This window comes from Ochrobactrum sp. AP1BH01-1 (assembly GCF_018066705.1).
GTDB lineage: Bacteria > Pseudomonadota > Alphaproteobacteria > Rhizobiales > Rhizobiaceae > Brucella.
Window position 1 is genome coordinate 72278 of the sequence record NZ_JAGPOU010000006.1, and the last position, 26653, is coordinate 98930.

A 26653-nucleotide genomic window follows, 5' to 3' on the forward strand; every position below is an offset into this window, starting at 1 on the left:
GCTTAAATTGAACTCCTTAGAAAGCTGGTCCGCGCGCGAATCTCATGTAGAGAATACTCCGTGGCGGAATACTCAACAAGTCAGTTCATCCTTCGGGATGGACATACGAGAAATCTTCGCAAAGAATTTGAAGAAATTGCGACTGGCTAAAGGGCTATCGCAGGAAGAGCTTGCACATCGCGCCGATATAGATCGAACCTACGTCAGTTCCCTAGAACGATGTGTATATGGCGTTAGCATCGACGTGCTGGGCAGATTGGCAGTAGTGCTGGAGGTCGAGCCAGCAGAACTGCTGAAGATTGCACAGTGATAGATACAGACGGTCACGCTTGAAAAGTTTGTTCACACAAACTTTTTGTCCGAAACTTCGATTAATCAGCAAACCAAACTACCTATCAATAAAATAGCATTATATAAAAATCATATAACCTTGTTTTTTTACCACGATTATTAAGAATAACTAATATACAGAAGTGCCCGGCTGTTAGTCCCGATTCCCCCCCTTTCGCGACGCGCTCCAAACAAAAAGCGCGGGACAGAACCCGCGCCATTGTTCAATTTGCTCCGAAGTAATCAGGCCGCCGCGCTGCCTTCGGACGCAATCACGTCGATGATGTCGTTGACGACCTTTTCCACCAGACCACGGTCGTCGCCTTCCGCCATGACGCGGATGAGCGGTTCTGTGCCCGACGGTCGGATAACTAGGCGACCCTGGTGGCCAAGACGCTCGGTTGCTTCGTCGATTGCGCTCTTAACGCGCTTGTTCTCCAGCGGTTTGCCGCCAGCGGTGCGAACATTCTTGAGAAGCTGCGGCACCGGATCGAATTTGCGGCAGACTTCGCTGATCGGCCTGCCCTGTTCCTGCGCGACGGCAAGGATCTGCAGCGCCGAGATCAGTCCGTCGCCCGTGGTCGCAAAATCGGACAGGACGATATGGCCGGACTGCTCGCCGCCGACATTGAAGCCGTGCTCACGCATATGCTCGACCACATAGCGGTCTCCCACCTTGGTGCGGGCCAGCGTCAGGTGACGGTCGGCGAGGAAGCGTTCCAGACCAAGATTGGACATGACGGTCGCCACGATGCCGCCGCCTTCTAGCCGGTCGCTTGCCGCCCAGCTTTCGGCGATGACGGCCATCAACTGGTCGCCGTCGATGACAGTGCCGTTTTCATCGACCAGCAGCACCCGGTCCGCATCGCCATCGAGCGCGATGCCGACATCGGCGCGCACTTCGTGGACTTTCTTCATCAGGCCGATCGGATGCGTCGAGCCGCAATCCTCGTTGATGTTGATACCGTTCGGCTCGTTGTTGATGGTGATGACTTCCGCGCCCAGCTCCCACAAAGCGGCAGGGGCAACCTTGTAGCCCGCGCCATTGGCGCAATCGACCACGACGCGCAGGCCGTTCAGGTCGATGTTGCGCGGCAGCGTGCGCTTGGCGAATTCGATATAGCGATAGATGTCACCATCGACGCGCTTGGCGCGACCGACGTCGCCATGGCTGGCGAGATATGGGGACAGATCGCCGTCGATCATTGCCTCGATCTTCAGTTCGATCTCGTCGGAAAGCTTGTAACCGTCGGGACCGAAAAGCTTGATGCCGTTATCGTAGAACGGATTGTGCGATGCGGAGATCATGACGCCGATATCGGCGCGCAGTGATCGGCAGAGCATCGCAACGGCCGGCGTCGGAATGGGGCCGAGCAGGAACACATCCATGCCGGCGGCGGTGAAACCGGCCACCAGCGCATTTTCCAGCATATAGCCGGAACGGCGCGTATCCTTGCCGATCACCACGCGCGAAGCGTGATCCTTGCGGCGGAAGATATGACCGACCGCCATGCCGACTTTCATGGCGACTTCCGGGGTCATCGGAAAGCTGTTTGCCTGTCCGCGGATGCCATCGGTTCCAAAGTATTTGCGTGCCATCTGTTTCGCCTTGCGTTGAGCCATGAACCGCTCTCAATCTTCAAATATCTGTCGCCCGAATTCGCGGGCGAGCAATGGCTGCCGGTTGTCCGGCCAGCGGATTTCGCTGTTCTTAACGCGAAAACCCTCACAAATGCAATTTCGCCTTTGGCTGCAGGCTCAACCTTCCCACGTCCAAAGTCGTAATCTGACGCAGTAAGATGCGCCGAAATCCTTAACGAGCCTTTGCCGTAAGCTCCCACAAAGCTGGATAACAAGAAAGCCGGGTTTCCCCGGCTTTCTCAATTCAATTTCGAACAGCTTATTGCGGCTGCGGCTCCATACCCGGTTCGCTACCGGGCTCGCTACCCTTGCGCTTGCGCGGGCTTCCGGCCTTCGGCACGCCCGAACCACGCGACGGCGTATCGCTGCCCTGATCGCGCGATGGCTTGTTGCCCGCAATCAGTTCCTTGATCTCGTCGCCGGAGAGCGTTTCATATTCGAGCAGACCTTCGGCAAGAGCGATCCAGTCCTTCTTCTTCTTGGTCAGGATGCGGGTCGCTTCGGCATAGGCCTCGTCGATCAGGCGCCGCACTTCGGCGTCGATGATCTGCGCGGTTTCTTCCGAAATGTTCTGCGTGCGGGATACCGAATGTCCGAGGAAGACTTCTTCCTGATTGTCGCCATAGGCCACACGGCCCAGCTTGTCCGAATAGCCCCATTGCGTAACCATCGAACGGGCGAGCTTGGTGGCCTGCTGGATATCGGAGGAAGCACCGGAAGTGATGTTTTCCTTGCCGAATTTCAGCTCTTCCGCCACACGACCACCCATCATGATGGCAAGGCGCGACACCATCCATGTATAGGTAGCCGAATAACGGTCGCCTTCCGGAAGCTGCATCACCATGCCAAGCGCGCGGCCACGAGGAATAATGGTCGCCTTGTGGACCGGATCGGCCTTCGGCACGTTGAGCGCAACGATGGCGTGACCGGCTTCGTGATAGGCCGTATTGGCCTTTTCTTCCTGCGTCATGGCGGAGCGGCGTTCCGCACCCATCATGATCTTGTCCTTGGCGTCCTCGAATTCCTGCATGGTCACGAGGCGCTTGTTGCGGCGTGCGGCCATGAGGGCAGCTTCGTTGACGAGGTTGGCGAGATCGGCACCGGAGAAGCCCGGCGTGCCGCGTGCGACAACCTTGAGATCGACATTGGGTGCAAGCGGTACATTGCGCACATGCACTTTGAGGATCTGTTCACGACCGACGATATCCGGGTTCGGCACCACGACCTGACGGTCGAAACGGCCCGGACGCAGAAGTGCCGGATCGAGAACGTCGGGACGGTTGGTGGCGGCGATCAGGATGATCGATTCGTTGGCTTCAAAACCGTCCATCTCGACCAGAAGCTGGTTGAGCGTCTGTTCGCGTTCGTCATTGCCGCCGCCGAGACCGGCGCCGCGATGACGGCCCACCGCATCGATTTCGTCGATGAAGATGATGCAGGGTGCATTCTTCTTGGCTTGCTCGAACATGTCGCGGACGCGGCTTGCGCCGACACCGACAAACATTTCGACGAAGTCCGAACCGGAAATGGTGAAGAAAGGCACATTGGCTTCGCCCGCGACCGAGCGCGCAAGCAGCGTCTTACCGGTGCCGGGAGGGCCAACGAGAAGAACGCCGCGCGGAATCTTGCCGCCCAGACGCTGGAATTTCTGCGGATCGCGCAGGAATTCGACGATTTCCTCAAGATCCTGCTTGGCTTCGTCCACGCCGGCGACGTCCTGGAAAGTCACGCGGCCATGCGCTTCCGTCAGAAGCTTGGCCTTCGACTTGCCAAAACCCATGGCGCCGCGCGAACCGCCCTGCATCTGGCGCATGAAGAAAATCCACACGCCGAGGATCAGGATCATCGGAAGCCAGGACAGAAGAATGCCGATCAGCGAGCTGGAACCGTCGGTTTCAGGGCGGGCGGTGATCGCGACATCCTTGCTTTCCAGGCGCGAAACGAGACCCGTATCGCCCGGCGAATAGGTCTGGAAGGTCGAACCATTATCAGCAAAAGTACCGGTGATCCGCTGGCCGGTGATCGTGACCGATTTCACGCGACCGTTGGATACGTCGTCTATAAATTGCGAATAGGAAACTTCACGGGAATTGGAACGCTGACCTGGGCTTTGGAACAGGTTGAACAGCGCGATCAAAAGAAGAGCAATGATCGCCCAGAGGGCGAAGTTGCGATAGTTCGGATTCATATCGGGTCCAATCGATACCACGGCCATTCCGCGGGCACGGAACGATGTTTCGGTCTAACATAGGATCGAAGGATGGCCTTGCCAAGGCGCGTTCGACCCCGCATCCTCGATTCTTCGCACTCTGGTTTATAAAAAGAGCATTTCCAGCAAAAGTGCGAAGCGGTTTTGCGCAGGATAATGCGTTAAAGCAAGGATGGAGCTGTTCCCGGCGATTCCGTTGAATCGGGAACAGCTCTAGGACATTTCGGCGCAGACCCGCCCGATGCGGGCTTCCACAGCCATTGCAAGGTCGAAATCATGCCCCGGCAAAACATGATCGAAGATCGCGAAATGCCGTTCGATATGAACGTCTTGCGGAAACTCCCCATTCTTCAGAAATGGCAAGGCGAATAGCCTGCCATTACTATAAAGAGCGGGCGAAACCAGCCAGGCTTCACGTTTGCGGGATTCGATCTCGATGTTCCGCGATTTCAGGAAATCGGCAAGCTCCTGACGCCCCGGCGCCGCGAGCTCGAAATCCATCGTGCCTTCATTGGCGAAACGGAAGCGTCCGTCCCAGACAATTGGCTTGCCCGGCTCCAGATGGAGTCTCGGCAGATTGCGCTTTTCGCGGCGCAGGCGATGCGGCGTACCCTTCTCGCCACGTTCGATCAGCGCGCCAAACACGGTCAGGCGATGGTTGTCATCCTCTCCCGACAGAAGCCGTTCGATGCGGGAGCGCTCGCTGTCGCCCGGCAGGAAGCGGCGTCCACCGGCAATGGCGGCCAGCAGTCCGGAGAACAGCCGCCGCGCATTGTCGGGAAGCGCTGCATAAAGCTGCGGATCGACCAGCAGGGAACCGTTCGCATCGACATGCAGGCTCGACGGATCGGCCAGTGCAGCGATCAAATCCGCATTGTCCCGCTCGCGCGCAGCCCCAGCCTCGGCAATCTGGTCGAGAACCGCCTGCCTGTCAGCCTGCGCAGCAACGCCCAGACGAACCCGTGGACGTTCGTATTCCGTGTTGGCATTGCTGGGATCATCGACCCAATCGATACCCCTTTCCCGCAATTCATCACGCAAGGCCTGACGGGAAATGGAAAGCAGCGGGCGGTCGAGTTCGACCGATCCTTCCCGCCCAAGACCACCCAGTAAAGAACGCGACGACATGGCTGCAAGCCCCCGCGCTTCGGCATGGGCGCTGCGCTCCTTGCGCATCAGAAAGGTTTCGATCTGGTCATCCTGAGTATGCCCGGTGACAATGAAGGCGCCACCCGCATCCCGCGCCGCCTGCGCCAACAGGCGATAGCGCGCGGTGCGCGCGGCGGCGGCAAGCCCGCTTGCGGGTTTGGCTTCGTCCCAGGCGAGAATGCGGTGCTCGATCCCGTGGTGTCGGCAAAGCACACCGACATTTTCGGCTTCCGCTTTCGATTCGGCGCGCAACTGATGGTCCACCGTCACGGCGATCAGCCGGGGTGGGTCCTTCAACATGGCCATATAGTCCCGAAGGAGAAAAAGCAGGCCAAGAGAATCGCTGCCGCCTGACACGGCGGCAATCACAGCCTTGGCCTGCTCAAATCCGAATGGCTCGAATAATCTGGAAATATTGCTTGGGCTAAGCCCCACGAAATAACTCCGCAATCAGAGCATGATTCCGAAAAGTGGGAACCGGTTTTCGGATAAAATCATGCTCAAACAAAAATTTAGAGCGAGTTAGCGATTCAGCTTAAATACGTCCCGCTCTAACAGGTTCTGATTCTAACACTTTGCGCGGCTGCGCTCATCGGCAACGCGCTTCAAAATGGCAGGAGCTGCCTTGGGGTAACGTTCCGGAATCTGCGCGAAGGTCGCACAGGCAACATCGCGATTGTCCATTTTCTCAAGCGTCATGCCGAGCTTGAACATGTTTTCCGGCGCACGCTTGGAATCCGGATAATCGCGCTGCGTATCGATGAATACCGTCGCCGCTTCCGGATAACGCCCCTGACCGTAAAGCGATTCCCCCAGCCAGAAACGCGCTTCCGCCGTATTGGGATCAGCCGGATAACGCTTCACATGCTCGCGGAAACCGGTTTCGGCTGCCTTGTAGTCGCCCGACATCAGATACTGATAGGAAGCCTGATAGAGCGAATTGGGATTATCGTCGGTCGGAAGAGACGCGACCGTGTCGCCCGAAGGGACGTTGCCCGGCTGTACCGCGCGCGGGGTGGCGTCGAGTGTTTCGCCGATTACATTGCCACTGGCATCGAAGCGGATGGAGCCCAGCGTTTGCGGCGGCTCGCCACGCGCAGGCCCGCCCTGTGCGGGCGCATTCGAACCAATAGCCACGGAATCGGCGCCAGACGACTGGCTGGCCGCGGACTGTGTGGAAGCGTCGTATCCCCCGTTCTGGGGAGCGCTTCCGGAAACCCCGCCATCGAGGTTTCCGTTGTTGCCCTGATCCGAGCTGGCATCGGCAAGCGACGTGTCGCCGCCAGCCTGCTGGATTTCCACATCGGCGCGCTTGCCGGTTTCGAGAAACTGGAAGCGGCTTTCGTTTGCTTCCTGCATCTTCTGCATCTGATCCTGCATTTCGAGAATCTGGAAGTTCATGGCTTCCGCCCGCGCACTCAACGCATCGGCAATCGCCGCCGGATTGCCCACGCCCTGAGCGCACAAATCAGCCCCCGGCGATGCTGCTGCGGGTGCCGTCTGGGACGCGCTGCTCGAAGCAGGCGAGGTCAGGCCATTCTTCTTTTCCAGTTCTTCAAACCGGAATTCATTGTCTTCCTGCGTCTTTTGCAGCTGATTGTCGGTGAACGAAATCTGGGCGTCCACATCCTCGACCTTGCCGGTCAGGTTGCGCACCAGTTCCTGCTGCAAGCCGGGACTCTGATAGCCACCGCCCTGCCCGCCGCCGCTGCCGTTATCCCGCATGGCTTCATCGAGAATCGCCGTGGAACCGATGCTGACCCTATTCTGTGCGCCGCCGCGGCCCTTTTCCAATGCCTGGAAACGGGCTTCATTGTCGCGCTGGATTTTCAGCATCTTGTCGCGAAGCTGCAAGATGCGCGCATAGGACTGCGCGTTCTGATGCGCGAGATTGCAGACCTGCTGCGAAAACTGATCCCCGCCGGGAGTGCCTGCCTGCGCGAGCTGAATTCCCCCTTGCGAAGAAACAGATGCCGCCAGAACCGGAGCACTCGCCAAAAGCGGCAGCATGGCAATTGCCAGCGTCACTTTCCTCATTGGTTTCCTCATTCTCTTTGCCCCTGCTAATTCACCCATCCCGCTCCGAACGAACAGAATGATCAAGTGCCGCGCCTGAACGGACGCTGAACATGGTTTGCCGCATCATGAGAACCGTTCCGGTTGGAACATGACGCATTGGAACCGCTCTATCCATTTGTTTTTACGCATGTCTTTTCCCCGAAACCGGTTCCCACTTCCGGGAGACATGCTCCAGCTCCGCTTTTAGAGCATTTACCGCAAAAGTGCGAAGCGGTTTTGCGCCGAATAATGCGAAAAGCGAAGGCTTTTTGACGCTCACTATCACAAAGGTGACTTCGGCCAAAGTTTGTCGAAACGACCAAACAATCGGCCCAAAACGAAAAAAGCGGCCCGAAAGCCGCTTTTCCGTAACACTGTAAGCTGTCAGCAGATTAGCTGCCTGCACCGTTGAGAACGGTGACGGCGCGGCGGTTCTGCGACCAGCAAGAGTCGGCGTCGCAGACTGCGACCGGACGTTCGTTGCCGTAGGAGATGGTGCGCATACGGTTGGTCGGCACGCCACGCGAAGCGAGGAAGTCGCGGGTGGCGGCAGCGCGGCGCTGGCCAAGAGCGAGGTTGTATTCACGCGTACCGCGTTCGTCGGCATGGCCTTCGATCGTGATCGAGTACTGCGGATAACGCTGCAGCCACTGAGCCTGCTTGGAAAGAGTCTGCTGCGCATCGGCGCGGATCAACGACGAATCGAGATCGAAGAAGATGCGGTCGCCGACATTGACGGTGAAGTCCTGCGCGGAGCCGGGCGTTGCCGCGCCTGCACCACCGAGGCCGAGATCGCCGGCATTGTTCGGAAGGTTCTTCTTCGACGCGCAACCAGCAACGGCGAGCGACATGAAAAGGGCAATAGCGATCGGGCTACGTGCAATCGACTGGATACGGCGCATGGGCCGGAGCTCCTTAAGATTTGATGTTCCTGCGTAACCACCCAATAATCATATTGAGGTTAAGACAGGCTCAAGAAGTATGGTTAATGAATTCCTGCTGTCCCAGCCCTTGGCGGCAAAATACGGCAGAAACACGGCTCGGGCAGAATGATTGTGGCAATTTGCCATAAAAAAGGCGCGGAACCGAAGCTTCGCGCCTTCAACTTTGGTAACGCTTTCGCACAAAACCTATTCGAGCAGCGGCGACCAGGCCGGGTCGGACGCGAAGTTCGGCGTCTGAATCTGGCGCTCGTTGCGGCCCGTGAGGTCGATGGTGAAAAGCTTCGGGCCGCCCGAACCTGCCGCCTTGCGGAAGAACATGAGGACGCGACCGTTCGGAGCCCAGGTCGGGCCTTCATTGTGGAAGCCGGAGGTCAGGAGGCGTTCGCCTGAACCGTCGGTCTTCATCACGCCGATGGAGAACTGGCCCTGCGACTGCTTGGTGAAGGCGATGAGATCGCCGCGCGGAGACCAGACCGGCGTGGAATAGCTGCCGTCGCCCATGGAGATGCGGCGCGGGTTCGAGCCGTCGGCACCCATGATATAGAGCTGCGGACGCCCGCCGCGGTCAGACGTGAAGACGATCTGCGAGCCGTCCGGCGAATAGGATGCGCCGGTGTCGATGGCCTGGCTGTTGGTCAGGCGCGTGGTCGAACGGTTGCGCAGGTCCATCGTGTAGATATTGGCGCTGCCGTCATCCTGAAGCAGACTCATCACCACCTTCTGGCCATCGGGCGAGAAACGCGGAGCAATGGTCATGCCGGGGAAGTTGCCGACAAGCTCGCGCTGGCCGGTTTCCAGCTGCAGAAGATACACCTTCGGCGAACCGCCTTCGTAGGACATATAGGTGACTTCCTGACGGTTCGGCGAGAAACGCGGCGTCAGGGAAATGGCGCGGCCGTCGGAAATGTAACGCACATTGGCGCCGTCCTGGTCCATGATGGCCAGGCGCTTGACGCGCTTCTGTGCCGGGCCGGATTCGTCCACGAAGACGACGCGCGTATCGAAATAGCCCTTTTCACCGGTCAGGCGCTCATAGATCGCATCGGCAATGATATGGGCAACGCGGCGCCAGTTATCCGGCGTGGTGAAGAACTGCTGGCCGATCATCTGCTGACCGCCGAACGTGTCCCACAGGCGGAACTCGGCCTTCAGACGGCCATCCGGCTGCTTGGTGATGCGGCCCGTGACGAGCGCCTGCGCATTGATGACCTTCCAGTCCTCGAAGCGCGGAGCCGCATCGGGGTTGGAAATCTTTTCGATGAAAGCGCCCTTGTCGATGGGCGCGAACAGGCCCGACCGCTCAAGATCGGCGGCGATGACCGAGGTAATGTTCGGTCCGAGCTGGTCGGCCGAAAGGAAATCGGTGATGGCGATCGGCAGCGGCTCGATCACACCCTTGTTGATGTTGATTTCCACGACGGCGCGCGCCGGCATGGTGCAGACAAGGCTTGCGGCAATCATACACGCGAAAGCCGAAAAGACCGTCCGGATCTTTGTATTGATGATGCCGATTTTCATGTCTTCTGGGACCTCTTTGTCCTTGCAGTGGTTGGCGACCGGAAGCCCGGTCAGAACATTTCGCTCGGGTCGAAATTGACGATCACTTCCGACCATGAATCATATTTGTCGACTGGCAGATTGTACGGCGCGCAGCGTGCGACAGCGCGCTTGGCGCTCTCGGCTGCTGCACGAGCCACACCATCGCCGCCGCCGCCCGATGTCACCTCCGGGACGCCCTGAATGGAGCCGTCCTGGTTCAGCTTCATCTTGACGGTGACGACCAGTCCCGGCGCGTCAGCCACACCGGCAGGCACGTTCCAGCACTTGGAAATCGCACCGCGCAGTGCATCCATTTCGCTCTGGCTGAGCTTGGAGCCGCCCGTATTCTTCTTGCCGCCGAGCGACGCCTGATCGGTGGAACGCTTCGCCCCGCCGCCCGCCGCCTTCTGCTTGTTGAGAAGGGCCGCAACCTCGTCTGCAATCGCGTCGTTCTTCGACTGCGACGACTGCGACGCGCTTTGCGTCGGCTTCTTTTCCTCGGTTGGCTTACGATCCGGCGTCTTGGCAGTCTGCGCCTGCGGCGGCTTCGGCTTTGCTTCCGGTGCGGGAACCTTGTCCGGCAGCTTCGGCGTCTGCGCATCCGGCGATTCAGCCTGCTTGTCGATGGCTTCGGCCACCGGATCGGGTTTCACTTCCTGCTTGGGCTCCGGCTTCGCCTGCATTTCGGTGGCGGGAACCGGCGTCGGCTTTTCCTCGGGCTTGGGTTCCGGCTTGGGATCAGGTTTCGGTTCCGGCTTCTTCACCGGCTCCGGCTGCGCCTTCGGCTCCTCAGCCGCCTCAATCGGTTTCGCCTTTGGGTCGGGCTTCGGGGGCGTCGTGGTGTCCACGTCCTGATCGCCGACATTCTGGGCGTCGGGAACGGTTTGCGGCTTCGTCGTCGGGATCGGCGCGGATTTTTCCTTCATGGGCGCTTTCTTGTCGCCCTGCTGGATTTGGGTTATCGACTCGATCGGTACGATATCGACCGGAAATGACTCCGAATCCTGCACGTCGAAAGCCTTCGGCGAGGAAAACGAAACCACTGCCAGCGCGACCGCAACGGCATGCAGGGCAACAGAAGATGTCAGGCCAGCCTTCATGATGGCGTCAGCTATCCTGCTCCTGGAGGGTTACAAGGCCGATATTCTTGAAACCGGCGGCGGAAATGCGGGCCATGACTTTCATGACGGTGCCATAATCGGCAGCCTTGTCACCGCGCACGAAAATGCGCTCCTCATAGCCCGTCTTGGCGATGGCCTGGAGTTTCGGCACCACTTCTTCGATAGGGATTTCGGTTTCCTGCAGGTAGATCTTGCCTTCGCTGTTGACGGAAACGGTGATCGGCTGCGTGTCGGCATTCATGGCCTTGGCCTGCGTGTCGGGCAGATCGATCGGCACGCCGACCGTCAGAAGCGGCGCGGAAACCATGAAGATGATGAGCAGAACGAGCATCACGTCGACGAACGGCGTCACGTTGATTTCGCTCATGAGCGCCTTCTTGCGGCCGCGCCTGCGGCGCCCGCCCGACTGCATTCCCTGATTTCCGACCGACATGCCCATTGCAAGATTCCCGAAGGCTGAAACTACACTCGATGCTGGAGGCCGCTTAATTGCGCGGCGTCAGCTTCTCATCAATTTGGCGCGACAGTATGGCGGAAAACTCATCCGCAAAGCCTTCCAGCCGCCCACCGATCTTGCCGGCATCTGCAGACAGCTTGTTGTAGGCGATAACAGCGGGAATAGCGGCGAGAAGACCGATAGCCGTTGCCAGAAGCGCTTCGGCGATACCGGGCGCAACGACGGCAAGGCTGGTGTTCTTGGATGCGGCGATAGCCTGAAACGAGGTCATGATGCCGACAACCGTACCGAACAGGCCGATGAAGGGAGCCGCAGAACCGATGGTCGCCAGAAAGCCCAGGCGCGAGTCGAGCTTTTCACTTTCACGCGCCAGCGCGACATCCATGGCCTTGTCGATACGCATCTGCAGGCCGATGGGAGAGCGGGCGCCCTTTTCAAATGATTTTTTCCACTCGCGCATCGCGGCCATGAAGATGGACGCCATGCCGGTGGTCCGGCGCTCCCCGAGATTGCGGTAGAGTTCCTCCAGCGACTGGCCGGACCAGAACGTCTGCTCGAAGCGATCGATCGCGCGTCGCGCCCGTCCGTATGCGATCGTCTTGTCCACGATGATAGCCCAGGTCCAGATCGAGGCGAACAGCAGGCCAAGCATAACCAGCTTGACGACCCAGTTCGCCTGCATGAACAGGCCCCAGAGGGTAACATCGGCGGCGGGGGCCGCTAACGCAACATTTTCCATCGATCTACCGTCCTCGAATCCAAACGCCCGGCCACATGACCGGGCGGTATCGCAAATCCGTTACTCAACGTCTGAAAACAGACGCCCCAAACCCGCGCAGCTTTTTACCTGAAGCCGTACCTGCCCGACGGGCGGCCGACACTTCGCACCGCAACCGCCATTCCCGGATTTCAACTTTAAATCCATTAGGCGCTTGTTACGGTTAATTTTGGTGAAAGGAAGGCGCTGCGCTGTAACCCACTCTCTCAACCGATTCCGTCAGGGTGATTAATGGAATATTATGGTTAAAGATGCGTTAGCGTTTATCCAAATACGCATATCGTCAAATTGCCATAACGTCGAACGGCGAATGTCAACGCGCCTCCATGGAGAGACCGCCTTTTCTCGGTTGCTGTTTCTAGCAGTAAAAACGTTGCCGGTCTTTCTGTTGAACTGGGCCGCAAGGGAACCCTAAATTCTGCGACAATTTAGTGGTTTCTGGCTTTTGGTTTCCGCCCCTTGATTTCGAATGAGAGATTGCATGAAACGAATTTTCAAGTTCGCAGGCCTTTTCTTGGGACTGCTAATCATGGCGGTTTTTCTATATGGCGCAAAAGGGTACCTTGATGCTTTGTCAGATGCACCGAGACTACGTTTGCGAGCGAATGATCTGATATCGCAAGGACGAGGCGCAGCCTCGCTTGGCGCAAAGCATCTTGCAATGCTGCTGAAGGTGGAGGACCCAAATTTCGCGCAGCACATGGGAGTGGACTTCTCGACCCCCGGCGCAGGAGCGACCACAATCACGCAATCGGCTTCCAAGCGCCTTGCTTTTAAAAAGTTTCATCCAGGTATCGGCAAAATTCGACAAACCGGTTATGCGATAGGTTTGGAAACCAGGCTTTCCAAAGAACAAATCCTTGCCCTGTGGTTCGATACATTGGAAATGGGTGAAGGCCCGCGAGGCTGGATGACAGGCTTCGATAAAGCAAGTTCTGCAATCTATAACCGGTCGCCTGACGAGTTAAGCGACAGGGAGTTCATTCGGCTGGTTGCTGTTCTTATCGCGCCAGGATCTTACAAACTTGGGGAGAATGACCCCGCGCTCAATGAGCGCGTCAGTCGGATTGAGCGTCTCATAGCAGGAATATGCGTGCCGGAAGGGCATGGCGATGTCTGGTTGGAAGGGTGCAGAAAGGCATCCCCTAATGGAACGGACGAAAAATAAATTTTGTGGTCCGCCGAAATATAGCTCTACAGGATTCAGCCCTTGCGGCTGTTGGTGAAGGCCTCTCGCCATTCATCGGGAATGCGGCGCGGGTGGCCTTCCTTGGTAATCATCACGGCTTCGACCTTCGCCTCCGAAAGCAGGCGCTCACCACAGGTGATCTTCTGCGCCATGATGACCCGAGCGCCGCGAATTTCGCTGACACGCGTCTCGATCAGGATAAGGTCATCCATCTTCGCCGGCGCTTTGTAGTCGATCTCCATGCGGCGAACGACCCAGACCATTTCCTCGCCAAGCGCGCCTTCCGCCAGCTCGATATGGTGAACATCCTGAAGACGCAGGAAGTCGGTTCGTCCGCGTTCGTAAAATTCCAGATAGCGGCCGTGATAGACGAAGCCGGAAAAATCCGTATCGGCATAATAGATGCGGGCATAGAGCAGATGCGCGCCGTCCTTCAATTCGCCCGATACGGCAGCCTGCGCCAATTGTTCCTGTCGTTCCGTCATTCGTCTTCCATGAAGAGGCCGCATTGCGACTGCTGGATGATTTCAGCAGGCGCAGGCAATCCGAGATGCTGCCAGGCAACGGCTGTAAGTACGCGGCCGCGCGGCGTGCGCTGCAAAAATCCCTGCTGGATCAGATAGGGCTCGATGATGTCCTCAATGGCGTCACGCGGCTCCGACAGACCGGCAGCGATGGTTTCGATACCCACCGGACCGCCGCCGAAATTGCGCGCAATAATATTGAGATAGCGCCGGTCGAGCTGGTCCAGCCCGCGATTGTCCACTTCCAGCCGCGACAGCGCCTCATCGGCAATCTTGCGGTCGATGACGTCGCTACCGGCGACCAGCGCAAAATCGCGCACCCGGCGCAACAGCCGTCCAGCGATACGCGGGGTGCCACGCGAACGGCGCGCCACTTCCAGCGCGCCATCCGGCGAGATGCCCATCTGCATGATGCGCGCACCGCGCCGCACGATATATTCCAGTTCCTCAACCGTATAGAAGTTGAGCCGCACCGGAATGCCGAAGCGGTCCCGCAGCGGCGTGGTCAGGAGGCCCAGACGCGTCGTCGCCGCAACCAGCGTGAACTTGGCCAGATCGATCTTGACGGAACGCGCCGCAGGGCCTTCACCGATGATGAGATCGAGCTGAAAATCCTCCATGGCCGGATAGAGAATTTCTTCCACTGCCGGGCTGAGCCGATGAATTTCATCGATGAACAACACATCGCGCTCTTCGAGATTGGTGAGCAGCGCCGCCAGATCGCCCGCCTTGGCAATGACCGGGCCGGAGGTCGAGCGGAAATTGACGCCGAGCTCCTTGGCCATGATCTGCGCCAATGTCGTCTTGCCGAGGCCGGGAGGTCCGACGAACAGCACATGGTCAAGCGCCTCGCCGCGCACCTTGGCGGCCTCGATAAAGACTTTTAGATTGGCGCGCGCTGCCGCCTGGCCCACGAAATCGTCGAGCGTCTGCGGGCGCAGCGTATTGTCTTCGTCTGCGCGGCTGTCGGCATTGATGAGAGGATTGCGGTCGCTCATGCCTTCCTCCTCGCATGAACAGTTCGCTCAGGCAAGTAAATCACCGCGACAATTCCTTCAAACCCAGCCGTATGAGCTTGGCCGAATCGGCGCCCTCGCCCGCTTCCTTCAGGGCAGCAGCAACAGCATTGGCCGCCTGATCGCGTGAATAGCCAAGATTGGAAAGCGCCGACACCGCATCCGCCACCGGCGCAGGCGCTGCGCCCGCGCCAAGTTCCTGCTTGAGCCCGATCGTGCCGCTCGCCTCCCCGGCAAAGGCGGGCGCCTTGTTCTTGAGTTCGGTCACGATGCGCTCTGCAACCTTCTTGCCGACACCCGGCGCGCGCGACACCATGGCGATGTCACGCAGCGCAATCGCATTGGCGAGTTCAGACGGCGAAAGGGTTCCTAGCACCGCAAGCGCCACTTTCGCCCCCACGCCTTGCACATTCTGCAACAGGCGGAACCATTCGCGCTCAAGCTGATTGGCAAACCCGTAAAGGCGGATCATGTCCTCGCGGACATAGGTTTCGATGAACAGCACCGCCACCTCGCCCGCGCCACCGAGATTGCCCAGCGTGCGCGCCGAACAGAATGCAACATAGCCGACACCATGCACGTCAATGACGGCATGATCCTCGGCAATTTCATCGATCACACCCTTGAGCTTACCGATCATGGCCACCTACGCGATAAGTTGTTGTAACCGGCGCGCACTTGCGATGCTTTGCCGGTGATGCGCATGACAAATGGCGATGGCGAGCGCATCGGCGGCATCGCTCGTATCGAATGATGCGCGCGGCATCAGCACTTTCACCATCATATGGATTTGCTGCTTTTCACCATGACCGACGCCGATAACCGCCTTTTTGACGGCGTTCGGCGCATATTCGGCAACCGGTAAGCCAGCCTGGGCCGGAGCCAGCAGCGCAATGCCGCGCGCCTGACCAAGCTTCAGCGTCGCCGTTGCGTCCTTATTGACGAAGGTGTGTTCAACCGCCGCCTCATGCGGCATGTAATCATGCAGGACTTTTGAAAGCCCTTCATGGAGCTGGCAGAGGCGCGATGCGAGATCCATCTCCGCATTGGAGGTCACAGTCCCTGAGCCGATGAAATGCAGTGAATTGCCCAGTGATTCGACAATGCCCCAGCCGGTACGGCGCAGGCCCGGATCGATACCAATGATGCGAATCGTTTCTTTCATAAGCAAACCCTATCCTCAGACGGATTCACTTGACAGCAGAAAAGTGAACAAAAGAGAAACATGCGCCACGATGGACGCATATCGTCAATTGTTACGAAGCCCCGAAAGCGGTCTTGAGCAACACGATCTGTTCGGAAACGGGATTGCCGCGCGGGATGCCCTGCAGCGAAACCACTTCGCCGTAGACCTCACGGTCCATGCGGCGCACGCGGGCCTGAAGGCGCATGGACCGCTCTACCAGTTCCACGAATGCGGCGGGCAGTTCGGACCAGCCCTGTGCGGCTTCGCCCGCCGACGGCGTGTCGAGGCGCACCTTGGCCTTTTCGGCGGCAACCTGCTGGCGGGACATTTCTCCGCTGCGCGCCGCGCGCTGAAGCAGCAGCCAGGAGGCAATCTGCATAAGGCGCGTGGTCAGCCGCATCGATTCGGCGGCATAAAGCGTCGCAGCCACGCGCGACAGGTTACGCGCCTCCTCGCGGCCCTCCCCATCAAGGTAGCTCGCCGCTTCCTCGACCATATCCATGCCTTGCGTATAGATCGGCTTGAACGAATCCGAGAAGACCATGCGCTCCGCGAGGCTGATCATATTGCTCGGCATCTGACCCTGTTCGCTAATCACTGCTCTGCCACCTTGCATGACCGCCTGTATCGGCGGCCCATTCCGTTGCCGTATTCGTCCGGTGGGTTTTTGCCGGATGGATACGAATGAAACCATTGAACCGCTGTTCGACCATGGGGGAGGCTGAGACGGAACAGCTGCGCTAAACAAGTCCACGACAAACTGCACGTTCATGCACCGTCGCGCAAGTTTATGTTTAACGTTCGGTTAACATTTTCAAAGGCTTTTAAAGAAAGTCCGCAAATAGAACGGATCGACGGCCATTCCGTTCCGCGCGACGGCATGTGGAAAATCCATATTTTCCCGATGTGCAGCAAAAAACGCATAAAAAAAGAGCCGCAAGGGCGGCTCTCAGGAGTTTAACAGGGAGGCGTCAAACAGAGTGGCTAAACCACTCGGTAAGAATCCAGCCGAACTGGATGTAAACCATTTAACATTCTTAAGATTAATGAATGGTTAATTTCGGCTGCTCATTGTGGATAATCCCGCACAATCCGGTGCTTTTACCCAAAGAAAAGCCGCCCGGAATGGGGCGGCTGATCGGTGACGATTGTTAATAGCGTTGCATCGCAGGCTTGGAGCTTGTGACAACCTGCATCTTGACGGGTTCGGCAGCGGGAACGGCAGGTTTTGCCGAAACGGCGGCGCCCTTCTTGCTCCAGCCGATGGTGGGCAGCCATTCAAGATAATAGGCGAGTGCGAATTGCATCACGATGCCGGTTGCGATCAGCAGCGTGTCATATGGCAGCCCGCCCGGGTTCACGAGTTTCATCACCTGCGCGACCATCGCCAGCAGCGTACCGGCAATGAAGATCGGCAGCGAATGCTTGCCGAGAATGGCGAGCGGATTGTCGGATGCGGTGCGGGCGATATTGTTCAGCGTCGGGACAACGGCGATGAGATAGGCAATCGCCAGCACATGCAGCAGGCGCGGGCCCGACAGGAACGTCTTGTCGAAGCCGGTGATGACCATGGGCAGGCCCATCGATGCATCGATGCCCCAGAGCGGGATGCGCACCCATGCCAGCGCCAGCACCAGATAGCCGACGGCAAGGCCGATCAGCAGCGGATGCTTCGGCAGTTCGCCGCCGCGACGCACATGCATCACGCCCGCGATACCGATGGCAAACAGGAACTGCCACGACAGCGGATTGAGGAACCAGACGCCCTCGGTCGGATAATTGACCGGCGCGACATGATAGAGGCCGGACAGGAACCAGACCGTGCCGGAAACGCCGAGCATGAGCGGCAGGCTGATGCGCGCCAGCAGAAGCAGGGCCGGCGTCAGAACCAGCATCACGGCATACATGGACAGAATGTTGTTATAGCCGAGCTGGTGGCCCATCGTGACGATGCCGAACAGCGCCTCGACCGGATGCTTGACCAGCGGGGCGATGTTGATCTGCGTGAGCAATTCCGAACGCTTGAGGAAGATCGCGGCGGCGGCGAAAATGGCGATGGTCGCCATGGTCGTCATGATATGCGCGGTATAAAGAACACCGGCGCGGCGCCACATCTTCAGCGACAGAAGCAGGCGGTTGCCGGAAGCGAATTTCGATCCGTAGGCAAGCGCTACGGCCATGCCGGAAATCAGTACGAAAGCTTCGGCCGAATCGGAGAAGCCGAGATTCTTGTGCGTGAAATGCTCGTAGATCGTGCCGGGCACATGGTTGATGAAGATCGTTAGCAGCGCGAGCGCACGGAACACGTCAATGCGCGTATCGCGCATTTTCGCATGTTGTGCGGGCATCGCTTGTCCAGCGGTCGCAATATTCATTTACCAGCCTGCCTATCGTTTAAGGAAAGTACCTGCACCTGGGATTGCGAGACTTTCCAATTCTTCGTGTCATTCCGAGTGGGTGGCCGGATGTGCGGCCGCAACGGTTTCACACGTTTGCCGGGACGTTCACTGCCCCGCTTCGGTGTGGGTTATATACCGGTAAATACGAGCAGAACCGGGTTGGTTCCGATCAACTTTCGTTCCAGTGGATAACATTATGCCAATGCGGACGGACGCGAACGAGCAGGCATTTCGCCAACGAATGCTTGCCGAAGCGCGGTTGCGTCGCATAAATGCGATAAAACAAATAGATAGAGCGCGGCTTCCGTTTCCGGTAAACAGAACGCCTCTATTGCCCGAATTCCATCACGTTTTTCCCGTTAGGCTTCATTCATGAACAAGCCCGCTCACCAGACTGAAACAGACCGCTGCCGCATCGTGCTGGTTGCGCCCCCGCTTGCCGATGGCGGGGCTCTCGCAAAGCTTTTGACGGCGGCGCTTTCGGGCGGCGACGTTGCGAGCGTCATTCTCGACACCGGCGATCTCGATGAGGCCACCTTTCAGGCCGCAGCCGAAAAGGCTGTCCCTGTGATTCAGGAGAAGGGCGCTGCGGCGCTTGTCCTGAACGATACGCGCATTGCAGGCCGCGTCGGGGCAGACGGCATCCATATCGAAGGCAAGGCCGCCGATCTGGCCGAAGCGATAGAAAAGCACACGCCGAAGATGATTGTCGGCACAGGCAATCTGCGCGACCGCCATGGCGCGATGGAAATCGGCGAGTTGCAGCCCGATTACGTGTTCTTCGGCAAGATCGGTGCGGACAACAAGCCCGACGCCCATCCGCGCAACCTGTCGCTAGCCGAATGGTGGGCGCAGATGGTAGAGATTCCCTGCATCGCGCAGGCCGGAAATGCTCTGGAAAGCATCATATCTGCCGCCGAGACCGGCGCGGATTTCGTGGCGCTGGGGCGTGCCGTTTTCGACGCCGAAGACCCTGCAAAGGCTGTCGCGGAAGCCAATCGGCTTCTCGATGAAAAAGCACCGCGTTTTGAAAACTGATTCCTTCATCAAGGTCTTGCCTATGCCCATGAAGAGCAAATTTCTTCTCGCTGCCATTATCTCATTCGCGCTGCCGGTCCTGCCTGTTCTGGCAGCGGGCGAACCGGTGCACGGCCAGAAGAGTGGCACGCAGGGCAATCATCAGGACAGGAAGGCCGACAAGCCTTCCAAGCCCGTCATGCTGCCGCAACCGGCAACCACGGAACCGGTTCCGCACATCGATCCGAGCCGTTTTGGCGACAAGCCTGCTGACGAGGCTTTCGGGGCATTTCAGCGCGGGCTTTATCTGACCGCCTTCAATCTGGCCAAGCCTCAAGCCGAAAAGGGCGACCCGGCATCGCAGACACTCATCGCAGAGATTTATGCACGCGGCCTCGGCATCCCCGCCAATCAGAAACTGGCGGCGGAATGGTACGAGAAAGCGGCCAATAATGGAGTTGTCGAAGCGCAATTCCGCTATGCTGCACTTCTGCTTCAGGGCACCTATACCAAAAAGGACCCCGCCAAGGCAGAAGAACTGATGAAAAAGGCGGCGGAAGGCGGCAACGCCATGGCGCAATTCAACTACGGCCAGATGCTGATGGTGAAGACGCCGGGCAAGCCGGGCATCGACCTCGCCTTCCCCTGGTTCGAGAAAGCTGCCGAGGCCAAGCTTGCCGACGCGCAATATGCAGTCAGCCAGATCTATGCCAATGGCACCTCGAAGATCCCGCGCGACGACAAGAAAGCGCGTGTCTATCTGCTGCTTGCCGCAGCGCAAGGATATGATACGGCGCAATTCGATCTTGGCCGCTGGCTGATCGAAGGGCGTGGCGGCGACCGCGACTACGAACAGGGTTTCGGCTGGATGCGCCTCGGTGCCCAACGCGGCATGGTGATGGCGCAGGCATGGCTTGCCCGCCTCTATCGCGACGGCATCGGCACTGAAGGCGATATGGTGAAGGCTGCGGCCTGGTATATCGTCGCCCAACGCGCCGGTTTTCGCGCGCCGGACCTCAATGATATGATGGACGGACTGGCTGACGACCAGATCAAGCAGGCCATTGAAACCGCGAACAATCTGCGTGTTCGCTGATTAGTGGCGGTTTTTCCAGCCGGACCGCCTCTCTTTTCTTGGTCAGGCTTGCGTCAGACGCAGTTTTATGGTCTTGGAAACGCGATTATCGCGGTTCGAGTATAAGGCAGGTGCGCAATCTCCGGAAAAATGCCGGACGGTTGCCTTTTCGTCGTCATGCACCGGACCGCACATGGTTTCACATTTTCATTCCGGATCAAGCTCATGAAGATCAATGGTAACGAAATCCGCCCCGGCAATGTCATCGAACATGCTGGCGGCCTGTGGGTTGCGGTAAAGACCAATGCCGTCAAGCCCGGCAAGGGCGGCGCCTACAATCAGGTCGAACTGAAGAACCTCATCAACGGCACCAAGCTCAACGAACGTTTCCGCGCCGCTGAAACCGTCGAGCGCGTTCGTCTGGAACAGAAGGATTTCTCGTTCCTCTACGAACAGGGCGACGCGCTGATCTTCATGGACACCGAAACCTACGAACAGCTTGAACTGGCCAAGGATTTCGTCGGCGACCGCGCTGCCTTCCTGCAGGACGGCATGATGGTCACCGTCGAACTTTACGAAGAAAAGCCGATCGGCATCCGCCTGCCGGATCAGGTCACGCTCGCCATCACCGAAGCCGATCCGGTCGTCAAGGGCCAGACCGCCGCTTCGTCCTACAAGCCGGCTGTGCTTGAAAACGGTATCCGCATCCTCGTTCCGCCATTCATCGAATCGGGCGAACGCGTGATTGTCGACACCAACGAACTGACCTATATCAGCCGCGCCTGATCCGTTTTTGACTATTTCGGCGCCCCAGCGGGGGCGTCGCATGTCGCATCCTTGCGACCGTTCTTTCTCAGATCGCTCAATTCCCCGACTGTCCGCTGGCCCTGTGCCGGTTCGGATGTTCGGCCTATGATTAACTGCGTGATCCCCTTCAACTCCACGCTTCGGGATCGTGCTTACAAGGACAATGAAATGGCCCGCTCAGCCCTTCTCAACGTTATGGTACAGGCCGCTATGAAGGCCGGCCGCAGCCTCGCCCGCGATTTTGGCGAAGTCCAGAATCTTCAGGTTTCTCTCAAGGGCCCCGGCGATTATGTCAGCCAGGCCGATCGCCGCGCCGAAAAGATCGTCTACACGGAATTGAGCCGCGCCCGCCCGGATTACGGCTTCCTCATGGAAGAATCCGGCGAGATCGAAGCCAAGGACGGACAGCACCGCTGGCTGGTCGATCCTCTCGACGGCACCACCAATTTCCTGCACGGCATTCCGGTCTTCGCAGTCTCCATCGCTCTCGAGCGTCAGGGACAGATCGTCGCCGGCGTCATCTACAATCCGGCCATGGACGAGCTTTACACCGCAGAACGCGGTGGCGGCGCATTTCTGAACGACCGCCGCCTGCGCGTGGCATCGCGCAACAAGCTGGTCGATTCCGTTATCGGAACGGGTATTCCGCATCTGGGCCGCGGCCATCACGGCCATTACCTGGTCGAACTGCGCAACGTCATGGCCGAAACCGCCGGCATCCGCCGTATGGGTGCTGTCGCGCTCGATCTTGCCTATGTCGCGGGCGGCCGCCTGGATGGCTTCTGGGAAGACGGCATGCATCCGTGGGATCTCGGCGCTGGCATCCTGATGGTGCGTGAGGCTGGCGGTTTCGTCTCGGACAAGAATGGCGGACAGGATATGTTCACCAATCATTCGATCGTTGCCGGCAACGAAGCCATTCACGGCGCGCTTCTCAAGACGATCAAAAAACCAATCTGATATTGCCATCATTCTTGGCTTTGCAAATCAGCGCGTCGCATGAAAGCGGCGCGCTGAAGCATTTCTGCCTTCATTTTTTCGTAACCAGACGATTCCGCTTCACGAATTAATGAAGTAGGCTCCTGTTCAAACACGCGACCATGGAGCGCAACGCATGAGCGATTTGAGACTTTCCCGGGAACGTCTGGATGAGGGACGCGATTACGACCCCTACCGCCTGTCGAGCCCGCGCATTGTCATTCTCACCATGGCGATCTTCCTTATTATTGTAGCCTTTCTGGCTGCAATCCTCATGCGGCAGATTCATACGTTCTTCGTCACCAATCCGGGGCTCAACGGGCTTATTCTCGGTGTCCTGCTGGTTGGCATCCTGCTCGCTTTCGGACAGGTACTGCGGCTCCTGCCGGAAATCCGCTGGGTCAATTCCTTCCGCGAGGGCGACCGCGACGGTGCGGCTCGTGCGCCGGTGCTGCTCGCGCCTATGCGCGCGCTTATCGGCCGCCGCCAGTCGATGGCGCTTTCCACCGCCTCGATGCGCTCGATTCTCGATTCCATCGCGACACGCCTTGATGAAAGCCGCGATATATCGCGCTACCTGATCGGGCTTCTGGTCTTTCTCGGCCTTCTCGGCACCTTCTGGGGCCTCCTTGAAACCGTCGGTTCCATCGGACGCACCATCCAGACCCTCGACCCCAATTCCGGCAGCACCGGCGATGTTCTCGATGCGTTGAAAGCTGGCCTGCAGGCACCGCTTTCCGGCATGGGTACGGCTTTCTCGTCTTCGCTGTTCGGCCTTTCCGGTTCGTTGATCCTCGGCTTCCTCGACCTGCAGGCGGGCCGCGCACAAAACCGCTTCTACACGGAACTGGAAAACTGGCTTTCCTCGGTGACCGATCTTGGTTCGGACATTGCCGGCGACCAGCATGGCGGGACAGAGGAAATCCGCGTTCTGGCCGATCGCTTGCAGAACCTCCACGGCGGCGACGCATCCACGCAGCGCACGACGGCGGCACTCGCTAATCTCGCCGAAGGCATACAGGGTCTCGTCAAGAACATGCGCAACGAACAGCAGATCATGCGCGACTGGGTGGAAAAGCAGGCTGACGAACAGAAAGCCATTCGCCAGACGCTCGACCGCCTCACCAAGGCTATCGGGGAGCGCTCGCATGACCGCAAGCCCGACCGCACGGACAAGGCGGAGTAAGCCGTCATGTCCCTTGCCCGCAACCGCCGCACCCAAAGGCATGTCGATTACTGGCCGGGCTTCGTCGATGCGCTGACGACGCTGCTCTTGGCAATCATGTTCCTGCTTACCGTTTTCGTGCTGGCGCAGTTTCTGCTCAGCCGCGAGGTCAACAACAAGGACAGCGTGCTTGCGCGCCTCAACAGCCAGATTCAGGAACTGACCCAGCTTCTGTCGCTGGAGCGCAGCAATTCGCAGGATATGCAGGACACCATCGCCAATCTGCAAGCCTCGCTTTCCACCGCCGAAAGCGAGCGCTCGCGCCTGCAAAGCCTGCTGAACGAAGGCAGCGGCGCGGGTGCAGCGGCTGAAAAGCGCGCCGGTGAACTGTCACAGAGCCTCGATGCCGAAAAGCAGGTCAGCGCCCGCGCGCTCAGTCAGGTGGAACTGCTGAACCAGCAGATTTCAGCCCTTCGCCGCCAGATCGCGGCGCTCGAGGACGCGCTCAACGCCTCGGAAAGCCGCGACCGCGAATCGAACGCCAAGATCGCCGATCTGGGACGCCGCCTGAACGTTGCGCTGGCCCAGCGGGTGCAGGAACTGAACCGCTACCGTTCCGATTTCTTCGGACGCCTGCGGGAAATCCTGTCGGACAAGGAAAATATCCGCATCGTCGGTGACCGTTTCGTCTTCCAGTCGGAAGTGCTGTTCCCGACAGGTTCGGCGGATATCAATCCAGCCGGTCAGGACGAGATGAAGAAACTCGCCGATGCGGTGAACCAGCTCAATCAGGAAATCCCGGACGACATCAACTGGGTGCTGCGCGTCGACGGCCATACCGACAATGTGCCTCTGGCCGGTACAGGACGTTTTCGCGATAACTGGGAGCTTTCGTCGGCCCGCGCCACTGCCGTCGTCAAATTCCTGATCGCCAATGGCGTCCCGGCCAACCGGCTCGTTGCGGCAGGCTTCGGCGAATACCAGCCGCTCGACGCCTCCGACACGACCGATGCTCGTGCAAAGAATCGGCGCATCGAGCTGAAACTGACCGAACGATAAAGACAAAACGGGAGGGCGAAACCCTCCCGGTTTTATTTCGCGGCGAAAGCCTCTGCTCCTGCATCGAATTGCAGCTTGGCGAGACGGGCATAGATACCGCCCTTCTCGACGAGACTTTGATGCGTACCCTCTTCGACAATATGGCCATGGTCGAGCACGAGAATGCGGTCGGCCTTGAGCACGGTCGCAAGCCGGTGCGCGACGACGAGTGTTGTGCGGTCGGCCATCAGCCCATCCAGAGCCCTTTGCACCAGCATCTCGCTTTCTGCGTCCAGCGCCGATGTCGCCTCGTCCAGAAGCAGGATGGGCGCGGCACGCAGGATTGCCCGCGCAATGGCGATGCGCTGGCGCTGCCCGCCGGAAAGCGTCACGCCGCGTTCGCCCACTTCCGTGTCGTAGCCCTTGTCGAGCGCCACGATGAAATCATGCGCAAGGGCGGCTTTTGCCGCCGCAACGATTTCCTCATCGCTCGCTCCCGGCCTGCCGAACGCGATGTTTTCGCGCACGCTGGTTGCGAAAATCGCCACATCCTGCGGCACTGTCGCAATGCGCGAACGAACTGCCTGCGGGTCGGCATCGGGCAATGCCACGCCGTCAATCAGGATCTTGCCCGACTGCGGATCGTAATAACGCATCACGAGCGAGAAGACCGTGCTTTTCCCGGCCCCCGAAGGGCCGACAATCGCAACCGTCTCTCCGGGCTTCACGGTGAAGCTGACGCCATTGAGAGATGGCGCATCCGGTCGTGTCGGATAGGAAAAGTGCACGGAATCGAACACGATCTCGCCGCGCGGCGGCACGGGCATGGCAACAGGTTTCAAGGGCGCGGCAATGCCCGGCTGCTCATCCAGAATCTCGACAAGCCGCTCCGTCGCGCCTGCAGCCTGCGCCAGTTCCCCGCCCACTTCCGATAAGGCCCCGAAGGAACTGCCCGCGAACACGGCATAAAGCACGAACTGGCCGAGCGTGCCCGCCGACATCGTGCCCGCCAGCACATCGCGCGAGCCGAACCAGAGCACAGCCACAATGCTGGAGAAGATCAGGAAGATGGCGAAGGCAGTCAGGATTGCACGCGCCTGAATAGAGGAACGCGCCGCCTGAAAGGATTTTTCCACCGCGCTCGCGAAACGGCCTACCACCATCTTTTCGTTGGTGAACGACTGGAGCGTGCGCATTGCGCCAATCTGTTCGCTGGCATAGGCATTGGCTTTCGCCAGCATGTCCTGTGTCAGGCGGGAACGGCGGCGCACCGAACGCCCGAAAGCGATCAGCGGAATGACGATGATCGGGATCGCCGCAATGACCAGCGCCGAAAGTTTTGGGCTTGTCACGACCATCATCGCCAGCGCGCCGATGCCCAGAATCATGTTGCGCAGCGCAACGGACGCCGTCGCTCCCACGACGGACTTGATCTGTGTCGTGTCGGAAGACAGGCGCGAAACGATTTCGCCTGACTGCGACCGGTCGAAAAATTCCGGCGAGAGCGCCGTCACATGCGAGAAGACGGCATTGCGCAGATCGGCCACCACACGCTCGCCGAGCGAAATCACGAAGAAGTAGCGCAAGCCCGACGCCAGCGCGAGAACGAGTGCCAGAAGCACGAGCATACCGAAGTAGTTATTCACGAAGATCGCGTTGGAGCCGGTGAAACCGTGATCAATCATGCGACGCAGCGCGACAGGTACCGCCAGGGTCGTCATCGCCGCCAGAACCAGCGAGAAGAGCGCTCCCGCAACCAGCCCCTTATAGGGCGCCAGAAACGGCATCATTCTCTTGAGTGGCTTCAGCGAACGGCGTTGGCGGCTTTCCTTTGCGGTCAATTCGTGATTCATATCAATTTCACTACCCCGGTCCGCCATTCTTTTGTTTGCGCCCTTGTTATTGCCGTGCGCCTGATGTATAGGCTCGCCAACCCTTTTGGAAGCCATTGCCTACAGGTAATGGGTCTTCATATCTGCCATTGGGCGAAAGTGCCGCAGTTTCGATGATCAGGCTGCGCTTTTCACCCCAGA

Annotated in this window: 24 protein-coding genes; 8 read left to right on the forward strand and 16 right to left on the reverse strand. The window is 58.8% G+C overall.

Features of this window, described 5'->3' with window-relative positions; translation table 11 throughout:
* The first annotated feature begins 97 nt into the window (after positions 1-97).
* The gene (locus tag J9800_RS20105) at positions 98-310 is read left to right on the forward strand and encodes a helix-turn-helix domain-containing protein (RefSeq protein ID WP_112591431.1); all 213 of its coding nucleotides are present in this window, start codon (positions 98-100) and stop codon (positions 308-310) included.
* A gap of 263 nt (positions 311-573) precedes the next feature.
* On the opposite strand, the gene glmM is transcribed toward J9800_RS20105, so the two are convergent.
* The 9 genes from glmM to tolQ all read right to left on the reverse strand — a co-directional run bounded on the left by glmM (position 574) and on the right by tolQ (position 12187).
* Positions 574-1929 (reverse strand): phosphoglucosamine mutase, encoded by a 1356-nt coding sequence (gene glmM / locus J9800_RS20110; protein WP_114216986.1) that lies wholly within the window; start codon positions 1927-1929, stop codon positions 574-576.
* Between the two features lie 301 nt (positions 1930-2230).
* Positions 2231-4159, reverse strand: coding sequence for an ATP-dependent zinc metalloprotease FtsH (gene ftsH, locus J9800_RS20115; RefSeq protein ID WP_112591429.1), 1929 nt, complete (start codon positions 4157-4159; stop codon positions 2231-2233).
* Between the two features lie 234 nt (positions 4160-4393).
* Positions 4394-5764: a tRNA lysidine(34) synthetase TilS gene (gene tilS / locus J9800_RS20120; RefSeq protein WP_114216894.1), complete on the reverse strand. Its 1371-nt coding sequence runs from the start codon at positions 5762-5764 to the stop codon at positions 4394-4396.
* Positions 5765-5896: 132 nt separating this feature from the next.
* Positions 5897-7378 (reverse strand): tol-pal system protein YbgF, encoded by a 1482-nt coding sequence (gene ybgF, locus J9800_RS20125; RefSeq protein WP_114216895.1) that lies wholly within the window; start codon positions 7376-7378, stop codon positions 5897-5899.
* A gap of 401 nt (positions 7379-7779) precedes the next feature.
* On the reverse strand, positions 7780-8289 hold the full coding sequence (pal, locus tag J9800_RS20130; RefSeq protein ID WP_112591421.1) for a peptidoglycan-associated lipoprotein Pal: 510 nt from the start codon (positions 8287-8289) through the stop codon (positions 7780-7782).
* Between the two features lie 228 nt (positions 8290-8517).
* A complete protein-coding gene (gene tolB, locus J9800_RS20135; protein WP_112591419.1) occupies positions 8518-9849 on the reverse strand; it encodes a Tol-Pal system beta propeller repeat protein TolB in 1332 nt (443 codons plus the stop codon).
* Between the two features lie 50 nt (positions 9850-9899).
* Positions 9900-10970, reverse strand: coding sequence for a cell envelope integrity protein TolA (gene tolA / locus J9800_RS20140; protein ID WP_114216896.1), 1071 nt, complete (start codon positions 10968-10970; stop codon positions 9900-9902).
* Between the two features lie 7 nt (positions 10971-10977).
* Positions 10978-11430 (reverse strand): protein TolR, encoded by a 453-nt coding sequence (gene tolR / locus J9800_RS20145; protein WP_006467713.1) that lies wholly within the window; start codon positions 11428-11430, stop codon positions 10978-10980.
* Between the two features lie 46 nt (positions 11431-11476).
* On the reverse strand, positions 11477-12187 hold the full coding sequence (gene tolQ / locus J9800_RS20150) for a protein TolQ (protein WP_010661376.1): 711 nt from the start codon (positions 12185-12187) through the stop codon (positions 11477-11479).
* A 520-nt stretch (positions 12188-12707) separates the two neighbouring features.
* Here tolQ and J9800_RS20155 point away from each other — a divergent pair.
* Complete coding sequence (locus tag J9800_RS20155; protein ID WP_286167631.1) at positions 12708-13394, forward strand: transglycosylase domain-containing protein; 687 nt, start codon at positions 12708-12710, stop codon at positions 13392-13394.
* A 35-nt stretch (positions 13395-13429) separates the two neighbouring features.
* Here the strand turns inward: J9800_RS20155 and J9800_RS20160 are convergent, their stop codons facing one another.
* The 6 genes from J9800_RS20160 to J9800_RS20185 all read right to left on the reverse strand — a co-directional run bounded on the left by J9800_RS20160 (position 13430) and on the right by J9800_RS20185 (position 18489).
* On the reverse strand, positions 13430-13900 hold the full coding sequence (locus J9800_RS20160; protein WP_114216897.1) for a YbgC/FadM family acyl-CoA thioesterase: 471 nt from the start codon (positions 13898-13900) through the stop codon (positions 13430-13432).
* Complete coding sequence (gene ruvB / locus J9800_RS20165; protein ID WP_114216898.1) at positions 13897-14937, reverse strand: Holliday junction branch migration DNA helicase RuvB; 1041 nt, start codon at positions 14935-14937, stop codon at positions 13897-13899. The genes J9800_RS20160 and ruvB overlap by 4 nt, the downstream gene beginning before the upstream one ends.
* A 40-nt stretch (positions 14938-14977) precedes the next feature.
* Positions 14978-15595, reverse strand: coding sequence for a Holliday junction branch migration protein RuvA (gene ruvA / locus J9800_RS20170; protein WP_114216988.1), 618 nt, complete (start codon positions 15593-15595; stop codon positions 14978-14980).
* A gap of 6 nt (positions 15596-15601) precedes the next feature.
* A complete protein-coding gene (ruvC, locus tag J9800_RS20175; protein WP_112591408.1) occupies positions 15602-16120 on the reverse strand; it encodes a crossover junction endodeoxyribonuclease RuvC in 519 nt (172 codons plus the stop codon).
* Positions 16121-16211: 91 nt separating this feature from the next.
* Positions 16212-16718: a protease adaptor protein RcdA gene (gene rcdA / locus J9800_RS20180; protein ID WP_210845922.1), complete on the reverse strand. Its 507-nt coding sequence runs from the start codon at positions 16716-16718 to the stop codon at positions 16212-16214.
* Positions 16719-17292: 574 nt separating this feature from the next.
* Entirely contained in the window at positions 17293-18489 is a 1197-nt protein-coding gene (locus J9800_RS20185) for an OpgC family protein (protein WP_114216989.1), read from the reverse strand.
* A 423-nt stretch (positions 18490-18912) separates the two neighbouring features.
* Between J9800_RS20185 and J9800_RS20190 the strand changes: the two genes are divergently transcribed.
* From J9800_RS20190 to J9800_RS20215, 6 genes are all read left to right on the forward strand, one after another.
* Complete coding sequence (locus J9800_RS20190) at positions 18913-19578, forward strand: thiamine phosphate synthase (RefSeq protein WP_112591405.1); 666 nt, start codon at positions 18913-18915, stop codon at positions 19576-19578.
* 28 nt (positions 19579-19606) lie between these two features.
* Complete coding sequence (locus J9800_RS20195; protein ID WP_210845916.1) at positions 19607-20653, forward strand: tetratricopeptide repeat protein; 1047 nt, start codon at positions 19607-19609, stop codon at positions 20651-20653.
* 204 nt (positions 20654-20857) lie between these two features.
* Positions 20858-21418: an elongation factor P gene (gene efp / locus J9800_RS20200; RefSeq protein ID WP_112591549.1), complete on the forward strand. Its 561-nt coding sequence runs from the start codon at positions 20858-20860 to the stop codon at positions 21416-21418.
* A gap of 189 nt (positions 21419-21607) precedes the next feature.
* Positions 21608-22399, forward strand: coding sequence for an inositol monophosphatase family protein (locus tag J9800_RS20205; RefSeq protein WP_114216991.1), 792 nt, complete (start codon positions 21608-21610; stop codon positions 22397-22399).
* Between the two features lie 154 nt (positions 22400-22553).
* Complete coding sequence (locus J9800_RS20210; RefSeq protein ID WP_112591401.1) at positions 22554-23603, forward strand: MotA/TolQ/ExbB proton channel family protein; 1050 nt, start codon at positions 22554-22556, stop codon at positions 23601-23603.
* Between the two features lie 6 nt (positions 23604-23609).
* Positions 23610-24641 carry a peptidoglycan -binding protein gene (locus J9800_RS20215; RefSeq protein ID WP_114216900.1) on the forward strand — a complete coding sequence of 344 codons (1032 nt, stop codon included), beginning with the start codon at positions 23610-23612 and terminating at the stop codon, positions 24639-24641.
* A gap of 32 nt (positions 24642-24673) precedes the next feature.
* On the opposite strand, the gene J9800_RS20220 is transcribed toward J9800_RS20215, so the two are convergent.
* A complete protein-coding gene (locus J9800_RS20220) occupies positions 24674-26569 on the reverse strand; it encodes an ABC transporter transmembrane domain-containing protein (RefSeq protein ID WP_286167632.1) in 1896 nt (631 codons plus the stop codon).
* Positions 26570-26653 lie beyond the last annotated feature (84 nt).